This window comes from Microcystis sp. M083S1 (genome assembly GCF_020246405.1).
In the GTDB taxonomy this organism is placed as follows: domain Bacteria; phylum Cyanobacteriota; class Cyanobacteriia; order Cyanobacteriales; family Microcystaceae; genus Microcystis; species Microcystis aeruginosa_C.
On the sequence record NZ_JADBTB010000008.1, the window covers coordinates 1 to 10,092 of the forward strand.

General features: G+C 42.4%; 10 protein-coding genes and 2 pseudogenes. 8 read left to right on the top strand and 4 right to left on the bottom strand.

All coding sequences use genetic code 11. From position 1 onward, the window contains the following. Nucleotides 1-118: 118 nt before the first annotated feature. The 3 genes and pseudogenes from IM450_RS00455 to IM450_RS00465 form a co-directional block, all read right to left on the bottom strand. Nucleotides 119-396, bottom strand: a pseudogene (locus IM450_RS00455) (flagellar assembly protein H); the annotation flags it as partial. A 194-nt stretch (nt 397-590) separates the two neighbouring features. Then, nucleotides 591-1,598, bottom strand: coding sequence for a GNAT family N-acetyltransferase (locus IM450_RS00460; RefSeq protein WP_287664198.1), 1,008 nt, complete (start codon nt 1,596-1,598; stop codon nt 591-593). 166 nt (nt 1,599-1,764) lie between these two features. Further along, a pseudogene (locus IM450_RS00465) lies at nt 1,765-1,959 on the bottom strand (hypothetical protein); the annotation flags it as partial. 343 nt (nt 1,960-2,302) lie between these two features. Here IM450_RS00465 and hoxE point away from each other — a divergent pair. The 8 genes from hoxE to IM450_RS00505 all read left to right on the top strand — a co-directional run bounded on the left by hoxE (nt 2,303) and on the right by IM450_RS00505 (nt 9,939). Then, nucleotides 2,303-2,812: a bidirectional hydrogenase complex protein HoxE gene (gene hoxE / locus IM450_RS00470; RefSeq protein ID WP_002762924.1), complete on the top strand. Its 510-nt coding sequence runs from the start codon at nt 2,303-2,305 to the stop codon at nt 2,810-2,812. Nucleotides 2,813-2,840: 28 nt separating this feature from the next. Further along, nucleotides 2,841-4,448, top strand: a complete 1,608-nt coding sequence (gene nuoF / locus IM450_RS00475; protein WP_287664195.1) for an NADH-quinone oxidoreductase subunit NuoF — start codon at nt 2,841-2,843, stop codon at nt 4,446-4,448. Between the two features lie 122 nt (nt 4,449-4,570). Next, complete coding sequence (locus IM450_RS00480) at nt 4,571-5,056, top strand: Tic20 family protein (RefSeq protein ID WP_287664193.1); 486 nt, start codon at nt 4,571-4,573, stop codon at nt 5,054-5,056. 292 nt (nt 5,057-5,348) lie between these two features. Further along, on the top strand, nt 5,349-6,722 hold the full coding sequence (locus IM450_RS00485; protein WP_002803444.1) for a gluconeogenesis factor YvcK family protein: 1,374 nt from the start codon (nt 5,349-5,351) through the stop codon (nt 6,720-6,722). Between the two features lie 173 nt (nt 6,723-6,895). Continuing rightward, entirely contained in the window at nt 6,896-7,204 is a 309-nt protein-coding gene (psb34, locus tag IM450_RS00490; protein WP_002783665.1) for a photosystem II assembly protein Psb34, read from the top strand. A 252-nt stretch (nt 7,205-7,456) separates the two neighbouring features. Beyond that, the gene (locus tag IM450_RS00495) at nt 7,457-7,666 is read left to right on the top strand and encodes a DUF3134 family protein (RefSeq protein ID WP_002803443.1); all 210 of its coding nucleotides are present in this window, start codon (nt 7,457-7,459) and stop codon (nt 7,664-7,666) included. 22 nt (nt 7,667-7,688) lie between these two features. Next, entirely contained in the window at nt 7,689-8,849 is a 1,161-nt protein-coding gene (locus IM450_RS00500) for a DUF1611 domain-containing protein (RefSeq protein ID WP_353736988.1), read from the top strand. Nucleotides 8,850-8,853: 4 nt separating this feature from the next. Beyond that, on the top strand, nt 8,854-9,939 hold the full coding sequence (locus IM450_RS00505) for an alanine/ornithine racemase family PLP-dependent enzyme (protein WP_287664189.1): 1,086 nt from the start codon (nt 8,854-8,856) through the stop codon (nt 9,937-9,939). On the opposite strand, the gene IM450_RS00510 is transcribed toward IM450_RS00505, so the two are convergent. Continuing rightward, nucleotides 9,906-10,092, bottom strand: a 187-nt coding sequence (locus IM450_RS00510) for a hypothetical protein (RefSeq protein ID WP_287664187.1), incomplete at its 5' end; no start/stop codon positions are given. The genes IM450_RS00505 and IM450_RS00510 overlap by 34 nt on opposite strands.

Below are 10,092 nucleotides of genomic sequence, written 5' to 3' on the forward strand. Positions count from 1 at the left end.
AACTGTCTCTTGAAGCTAATTATGATGATTATCTTGAAAAAAAATGATAATTAGACAGAAGTTCTCTATGTGAACAAGAGAACTTTATCTTCTTTTGTTTTCAAAATGAGAATTGCTGAGTAAACATTCGCCGGTTAAACCACTTGCGGGAACTTTCCTGCGCCTCTACATGAATCAGAAAAAAGATTCTTTTTCTCGAAACTTAACCTGTGCGACTAAATCGCTTTCATACCTTTCTCCTTCCGTGACATCGGTAAATACTTCTTTGTCTAAAAAAGTAATCGAGTCCCTATCTAAATAATCTATCAATTGAGGAAAAAATAACTCGATAAATTCGACAAAAAAGGTGGAGATTAACTCCTTAAATAAGCGATCATGGTCAGTATTATTAGTCATGTAATGTCATCTTAACTAATCTGAGTGATGAATGACTACTCTTCTCTATTATATTCTGAAAAGTTGGTTTTGGCAACGGATTGTTATGACTTTACCCCTTTAACCTAGGAGCATAGGGGGATGCTTTCAGAAAAGGGGTTTCTTGAAGAAACCAGTCTTCTCGATATTGTTACGTTTGGCTAAAAGTTTAAAGATCAATTGGTGGATTTAAAGAGTGGTTTTCCTTCTGGTAATCGCCTAATTTTTCCTGACTCATCCCGTTCTACTTCTGCAAAAACATAATTGCCATTACTATCTTGCTTCAAGCATAATTTCCCATCTACTTGTTCATAAACAGGTGGACAAAATTGAGGGATTCCTCCAAATTCTACTACCTCACCCCCTAGTTCTTGTAAGATAGGACATAAGATGAGATTTTCTTCCTCATCAAAGATGAAATTATGAGTATTCGGATCTCGTAAAGGGAGAGGATAAATCGGTAAACCCGTCGAACTCGTCAAAGCCTTTCCTGCTGCATCCCTAACTGGCTCTAAAAAAATTGGCTTTCCTTGAGAATTCTTAACAATTTCTTGAGTTTTTATATCCCTTAAAACAATTGTTCCAGTCGGTATAACTTCCTTTTCTCTTAGCCTTAAATGAGCCTGGTGTAAATTCGGTAAATTCGTCTCCGATATGTTAAAATGTTTTGTATATTGAATCGCTGCTTTAACAAAGCCCAAGCGTTCTAATAATACCTGAATCCCTTGCTGATCTATACTGATTAATAGGTCAATATCGCTAACCTTTAGTTCTTCCGCTTTAGCGATTGCCGCTTTAATCAACAAATTAATCGTGTCTGGTTTGCGGTGCTTTTCTTTAACATACATCCCCAAAACTGCACCCACACGACGGGGAATGAAAGGATTTTCCCACATTTCCAAAGCAGAAATCTGGGGAGGTGGGGTCTCATCATAAACATAAGTAAAGAGAAACCCGACGATTTGCTGCTCATATTCCAAGACAAAACCGAAAGATAGAGGTTTTTTAAGCTGATATCTCACATATCCTTCATAGTCAAAATCAGGTTTCAGATTGATCGAGGGATCAACTTCCGATCGCCTTTGAGCAAAATCTCGCCAAAGAGGAGCGATCGCTATTGCATCTTCAGGTCTAGCTAGTCGTTGATGATACATAGTTTCGCCAAGATTATGCTTGTTTTCCATACTATATTCTGACAAGTCTGCTTTGGCAACAGATAAATAGTCACTGATAAATGATAACTGGTAACTGATATTACAAAATTACCACCAGTTTGTAAAGCCCCAATTTCCTCGCCAATTTTCTTGCCACGTTCTATTCCCCGTAACTCCATTAACTGGTTTCTGAACAGAGTTTGTCAGCAAAACGTTTTTTTGTCTTAGCTGAAGCGGTAATCCGTTTGAGTTCTTTTTCTAGGGATTCGGGAATTTTTGTCCAATCAATTAATTGGTAAAATTCAGGAAAAAAGAAGCATAAAAACGCTTAAAAATACTTGCTTAATGCCTCTTTTCATGGTTCATCATAATTGGCGGTTGTTGGGTTCATTTTGATGGAGGAGATAGCTTTATTCTTCAATAAGTATCATCTTCTTATCTTATCGAGTGCGATTGCCTTTCTTATCGTTGGCATTAAAGTAGAGTAATGCAGCATTGCCTTATATCTCAGTCCAGATTCTTGAAAAATGGCTTAAATTCATCTTCCACAGCTTAGGGAAACTGATTACTGGTCACTGATAACTGAATATCCCCCAATAACTAAAGGAAAGATAAAGTTATCGATCGCCCTCCGGAGCCAGTGTCAGAATAAAAGCAGGGAGATGACCAAGGAAAACCCATAACTCTCCATCTCTTTCCCGTCATCGCCCCTAAAATTTATTTGGTTCAGATTTATGCAAACTGCCAATCCTCGTCAAACGGAGAAAAAAGAGCATCCCAGTGGCGATAAACGCTTCAAAGTCCTCGACATCACCATGAAGCGGGCAGGATATAATCAATCAGCCCTGATTGAAGTCCTGCACAAAGCTCAAGAAGCCTTTGGATTCCTAGAAGAAGATGTTCTCCTCTACGTTGCCCGGGCGCTAAAACTGCCCCTCAGTCGCGTCTATGGGGTAGCAACCTTCTACCATCTCTTTTCCCTGAAACCGGCGGGAAAACACACCTGTATCATCTGTATGGGGACTGCTTGTTATGTCAAAGGCAGCGGCAAAATCCTCGAAGACATCGAAAACGCCTTTGATGTCAAAGTGGGAGAAACCACCGCCGATGGAGAAATTTCCCTAGTGTCGGCCCGTTGTATCGGGGCCTGTGGGATTGCGCCGGCCGTGGTCTTCGATGGAGTCGTGGCCCCTAAACAAGATTCGGAAACTGTCTTGGCGAAACTACAGAGTTTCTCCCAGTAATTTTTCACTCTAGTGGATTGAGAAGAATATGGACTTACAAGAATTATTGGCAGTGGCCGAGAAGGAAAAAGCTAGACAAAAAAGCATCCGGGTGCATTGTTGCACTTCCACCGGTTGCCAAGCTGCTAACTCCCTCCAAATCGAAAAAAACCTCGCCACTGCCGTCAAAGAAGCAGACCTAGAGGATACAGTCGAAGTGGTGGGGGTCGGTTGTATGGGTTTTTGTGGTCGCGGTCCGTTGGTGGAAGTGGATCCCCAGGATCTCTTATACGAAGAAGTCACCCCGGAAAGTGCGGCCAGCATTATTGCAGCCTTAAACGGCGGCAAAACCGAGGTGCAATTAGGGGACTCAAAACATCCCTTTTTCTCCCATCAAGTCAAAATTGTCCGGGAAAATAGCGGTAAAATCGATCCCGATCGCATTGAGGAATATATCGCCGTCGGTGGCTATCAATCTCTCTACAAGGCACTCTATGAGATGACTCCGGCCCAGGTGGTGGAGGAAATCACCCAAAGCGGTTTGCGCGGCCGGGGCGGCGCTGGTTATCCCACCGGTTTAAAATGGGCAACGGTGGCTAAACAACCGGGTAAACAAAAATACGTTATCTGTAATGCCGATGAGGGCGACCCCGGGGCGTTTATGGACCGTAGTGTTTTGGAAAGTGACCCCCATTTAGTCCTGGAAGGAATGGCGATCGCTGCCTATGCCGTGGGGGCCGACCATGGTTATATCTATGTTAGGGCCGAATATCCTCTGGCGATCGATCGTCTGCAAAAAGCGATTAATCAGGCCAAAAAATTCGGTTTAATGGGTTCCCAAGTCTTCGAGTCCACTTTCGATTTTAAGGTGGATATCCGCATCGGGGCGGGAGCTTTTGTCTGTGGAGAGGAAACCGCTCTCATCCATTCCATCGAAGGCGGCCGCGGCACTCCCCGCACCCGTCCCCCCTATCCGGCCCAATCGGGCCTCGATGGTTGTCCCACCCTGATTAATAACGTGGAGTCCTACGCTAATATCGCCGCTATTATCCGCGAGGGAGCCGCTTGGTACGCTAATATCGGTACTGCCAGCAGTAAAGGCACAAAAATCTTCGCTTTAACGGGAAAAATCCGCAATAATGGGCTGATTGAAGTGCCGATGGGTATTACTCTCCGGGAAATTGTCGAGGAGATGGGGGGTGGTATTCCCGATGGTCAGGTGAAAGCGGTACAAACCGGCGGCCCCTCCGGGGGTTGTATTCCCGCTAATTTACTCGATACTCCCGTAGATTACGAATCCTTAGCCAAACTCGGTTCGATGATGGGATCCGGGGGGATGGTGGTTATGGATGATACCACCAGCATGGTGGAAGTGGCGAAATTCTATATGGAATTCTGTCGCGAGGAGTCCTGTGGTAAATGTATCCCCTGTCGCACGGGAACAGTACAAATGTTTGAATTATTGGCCAAAATTATCGCTCGAAAGGCCGATATTCACGACCTCGAAAACCTAGAACATCTCTGTCAAATGGTTAAAGAAACCAGTCTTTGTGGTCTTGGTCAAAGCGCTCCCAATCCGATTTTAAGTACCCTAAAGTATTTTAAGGAGGAATATCTGGCTCTGTTACAGGAAACCAAGCACCCCGTCTCTGTTTGAGAATAACTCGATCGAGGTTCAAGAATGTTCGGCCTCGATCAATTTCTTTGGTTATGGGAAGTCTGGTGGGCTGCCGGGTTATCTTGAAGAGAGTTAGCAGTAGTCTCAGGAGACAATAGATTATGACTTGGCGCGGCTCAACCGATACAAAAGATCGCATTTTTGCAGCTTTAGTATATCTTTTACCCTTATATTCCGCTTTTGCCTTCGGTATCTTTATCTTCCAGCAAATTCCTTTTTTAGGAGCGGCCTTAGCAATAGCCTTATATCCCTTAGCTTTTCTCTATAGTTCTCTGGGAAGCTTTGGCAGTTTAATTATCTTCCTTGTCCTCTTTTTCGCCGTGGTACGCAATCCCCGCATCAGTCATTTTATCCGGTTTAACACCATGCAGGCGATTTTAATCGATATTTTGGTGTATTTATTGGGATTGGTCTTAGGTTTCGTCGCTAGGGGTTTAGGGGCGAATTTAGTGGTAGAAACTCTTTATAACGTCGTCTTTTTGGGAGCATTTGCCGCCTGTGTTTACAGCATTATACAGTCGGTTATCGGTAAATACGCCGATATTCCCACAATTTCCGAGGCGGCCTATTCTCAAGTGGGAGGTTAGGTTAGGCTGGCTGAATAAATCTAAAAACCTTGTTGGGTAAGACTTTTAGACTTTTTGGCAATCAAAAAGTACCAGATATGGGAGTGATCGGGGGGAAAATCCCTGGACTTTTTCCCTGAAAATTAGGTAATTGACCTCCTCAAAATCGGGAAAACCCTACACCCTACACCCCACACCCCACACCCTCTCCCCACAAAAAACTTTTTCAGCAGACCCTAATTAAGCTTGAGTTTGTCCCCTTTTTCGGCTACAGTCTCTCCAGAATCAATGCGTTCGCTGCCAGGCCACATCTATGAGTCCATTTAAACAGACCCTACGGGAACTCAACGCTCAGAAGGGTAAAATAGCCGCTTCTGTGGGCAGAAAAACGCCTAAACGAGTTAATCGTTGGTTTAAATGGCTTTCTCCCGGTCTTTTTGTCAAACGCTGGCTTTTAATTAGTTTAACCGGCGTTTTTCTCACCTCCTTCGGTTTGGCTATTTGGGTAAAATTAACCCCAGTTAATCGCTTTTTAGAGTTTGTTTCCCAAGCATTAGAAACGATCGCCCGTTTGGTCCCTAATTCTGTTTCCGGGCCGCTGGCGGTTTTGCTGGGTGTCTTTTTGTTATTCTGGGGTCAGAGTCGCACCGTCGAAACGATTACAGAAGCACTACAACCGGACGCATCGGAGGAATTAGTTGATCTCCTACGCACCCATCGTCGTCTCCATCGCGGCCCGAAAATCGTGGCCATCGGTGGCGGTACGGGTTTATCGACGCTTTTACGCGGTTTAAAACAGTATAGTTCCAATATCACCGCTATTGTCACCGTAGCTGATGATGGCGGTTCTTCAGGCCGATTACGTCGGGAAATGGGCATTTTACCCCCGGGGGATATTCGCAATTGTATCGCCGCTTTAGCCGATGAGGAAAAGTTATTAACGGAATTGTTTCAATATCGCTTTCATGCCGGGGATGGTTTATCGGGCCACAGTTTTGGTAATTTATTTATCAGCGCTATGACCGAGATTACCGGCGATCTGGAACAGGCGATCGATGCTAGTGCCAAAGTTTTGGCCATTCGCGGTAAAGTTCTACCTGCTACCCTTACCGATGTTAGTCTCTGGGCTAAGTTAGCCGATGGGCGCATTATTGAGGGAGAATCGAAGATAACCGAAGCTATGGGCCAAATTCGTCAGATTGGCTGTCATCCTGCCGATCCGGTCGCTTTACCGGCGGCTTTAGCGGCAATTAAGGAGGCAGATTATATTATCATCGGGCCGGGTAGTCTTTATACCAGTATTATCCCTAATTTGTTGGTTCCCGCCATTCGTCAGGCCCTAGCACAGGTGACAGTCCCCCGCGTCTATGTTTGTAATATTATGACCCAGCCGGGGGAAACGGATAATTATTCGGTGGCTGATCATATTCGGGCGATCGAAAAAGTCTGCGAGGAACGCATCTTTGATACGGTTTTGGCCCAAAGAACTGCACCATCGCCCCAATCTCTGCAATTATACGCCCAAGAGCATAGTCATCCTGTGTTTTTAGACCGCGAGGAGGTGGGAAAAATGGGTTATCGCATTGTTTTAGCGAATGTAATGGCAGAAGATGAAGTTACTGCCAAAGTTAGTCATGATCCCCAACGTTTAGCGCGAGTTTTATGGCGCTGGTATGCTAAAAAGTAAATAGCGAGATGACTAAATGTTTTTATCTAGCTTTGTCAAGTTATAAAATCATATTTTTGGCTTTAATTTGCCGACATTAGCCAAATTTGCTGATTAAAGCCCTAGGAAAAAATTAGCCGAAAAACCATTTCGCCTTATTCTGTGTTATACTCAGATTTTGAAGAGAGATAATCATGCACTACTCTACTAAATCTAATCAAGAGACAGGTGCGACAGTCTATTCCCCAAGCGATGGAAGTGAATTAATTCCTGCTGAGGTTAAACTAGATATAAACGGGCAAAACTATCAATCACTTAATATACCTCTCCCAGAGGGCTATACAGTAGATGATGAAGGAATCATCAATAACTATGGTAGCGAACCCAAGATTTATCTATCAAAATACCCATCTTTAGAACAGCAAAAATGGTATATTTTGCAAGGATTAGGGGCGGTTTTATTGGTTGCTTTGGTGTTATTAATCACCTTTTCCGTTAGCTAGATAAAAACCGTAGGATTGACATTTAAGTTGAGCGAGACAGGAAAACTTTAATTTACACCATAGAGTCTGCATCCCAAGTATCGGGAGCATATATTGGAACCGACTCTATCTATCTGTCCAAATAGTAAATCTGACAGCTGAACTTTTTTACTTTGCTGAACTTGACAATTTTTTTCAGTTTTTTGTGGGTTGCTTCGTGATCAACAATAGAACAACCAATAGAGATAACTTCTCAAAGGAAATTCAACAGGTATGAAATTTAATCCTTCTCTTAGTCAAGAACCTCGCTATCAGGCAATTCCTGTTATGCAGATAACTTCCAAAGAAACCCTTCTCCATTGGTTAGAACGGACAGGAAGATTAAAATTACGTCAATCTGATGCTCATCCCGATTCGCAAATTTTAGAAGAACTAGACGATATTATCGATCCAGATAATTATGCTATAGAAGAAGAAGAATAAATAGTCTTACTGGGAGTGAGGAGTGAAATTTCAATTATCTAATATTCAGGAGATTAAGAAAGTGGTATCAACGAAAAAAACGGCTTTAATTTACTGTGAAAATCAGTTTGGACGTGTGGACGGAAAAACGGCAGCTGGCTTGATCAGACAATCAGAAATATATACAATTGTTGGTGTGCTGGATAGTTCCTTAACAGGAAAAGATGCGGGAGAAGCATTAGGAGATAAAAAAAATCATATTCCCATTTTTGCCAATTTACAAACAGCCTTAGAAAAACTTAGAGATGTTCCCAATTGTTATATCTACGGCAAAGCACCCTTAGAAGCGTTTATTCCCCCCCTAGAAAGGCTGCTAATTTTAGAAGCAATGGCAGAAGGAATGGATATTATTAATGGTTTGCATCAATTCTTCTCCGAAGATTTAGAATTTAGGGAGCAAGCTAGTCAGTATGGTGTGCAAATTACAGACATTCGTAAACCACCACAATTAGCTGATCTTCATGTATTTACTGGGCAAATTTCCCAAGTAAATATACCCGTTATTGCCTTTTTAGGAACCGATTGTGCTTGCGGAAAAATGACCACTGCGGTGGCAGTTAATCAAACTCTCCAAGGCTTGGGTATTAAGTCTGTCTTAGTCGCTACTGGACAAACTAGCTTGATGCAGGGAGCAAGATATGGGGTTTCGATCGATGCTTTGGTTTCTCAATTTGTCATCGGTGAAATTGAAAATGCTGTGGTTCAAGCTTTTGAGCAAGAAAAACCCGATATTATTTTAGTGGAAGGACAAAGTTCTCTGAGTCATCCTGCTTTTATGAGTTCCGTGGGAATTTTGAAAGGAAGTAGGCCCGATGGGATTATTTTACAACATCCCCCAGCCCGAAAATTTCGCTGTGATTTTCCTCATTTAGCCATGCCAAAATTACAGGAAGAAATTTCACTAATTGAGGCAATTTCTCCCACTAAAGTTATCGCTATTGCGATTAATCACGAAAATCTCACCGCAGCAGCCACTGAGCGTATTATTGCCAAATATGAGCGAGATTTTCAGTTACCGACTACTGATGTTTTGTTACACGGATGTGAGAAATTAGTCCAAGCTTTATGCGATCGCTTTCCGAAATTAAACCGGAAAATCAAAGGAGAAATTTTAGCTGCAATTCCCGCAATTGGGAGCAAATAGGCTGATGAAAAACCTTTTACCAAGAATCGAGATTTCTCTCCCGAAAATACGCCATAATGCTCGTTTACTCTGCCAATTATACGGCAGCAAGGGACTTTCTGTCATGGGAGTTTCCAAAGCGATTTTGGGTGATCCCTCGATCGCCTTGGCGATGATTCAAGGTGGAGTCAACTTTATCGCTGACTCTCGAATCGAAAATATTCTCAAAATGAAACAAGCAGGAATAGTGACAACTTTTGTTCTGTTGCGTACTGCCTTGAGTCAAGCAGAATCAGTGGTTAACATTGCAGATATCAGCTTAAATACCGAATTAGCAACAATTCAGGAACTTTCCTATTATGCTCAAGAAAAGCAAAAAATACACCGCATTATTATCATGACGGAGTTAGGGGATTTACGCGAAGGTGTACTGCCGAAAGATCTCGTCAAGTTCATCAAAAAAACCCTCGCTTTTCCCTTTATCAAAATTGTTGGACTGGGTTGTAATTTGGCTTGTTATGGAGGTATTAAACCTGATAGCCATAATATGAGCAAATTATCTGTGTTAACAGATACAATTGAGCAGGAATTTTTAATAAAATTACCGATTATTTCAGGAGGCAATTCTGCTAACTATCAATGGTATCAAAAAAGTAGCGAAGTTGGTCGGATTAATAATCTGCGTTTAGGAGAATCAATTTTATTAGGTTGTGAAACAGTTAATCGACAAGTGATACCTGGCTTATATACCGATGCTTTTCGGTTAATTGCTGAAGTAATCGAATCTAAAGATAAACCATCTCTACCCTCTGGAGAAATTGGTCGAGATGCTTTTGGTAATGTTCCCAGCTTTATCGATCAAGGCATTCACCGTCGAGTTATTATTGCATTAGGAAGACAGGATGTTCTTATCTCTGGATTACAAACAAGTCAGGAGATAAAAATATTAGGTTCTAGTAGCGATCATCTAGTTCTTGATAGTCATAACAAGAGGTTAAAAGTAGGAAGCGAAGTCAGTTTTAATCTTGATTACGGAGGACTTTTAACAGCCATGACTTCTCCTTTTATTACTAAAAGTTATGCTCTCAATGCAGTAGCACAACTGTCTTGATCGATTAATAAATAGGGTTTGCTGAATAAATGTGAAATGTAGGCAAAGTAAGGGTTTTGGGGCTTTTCTTCCGAAACAGGTGCAAGATTTTGAGAGAATCGTCGTTCAAAACCTTGCGTCTTCATCGGCCCGCGTTCTGTAGGGGCGAAGCAT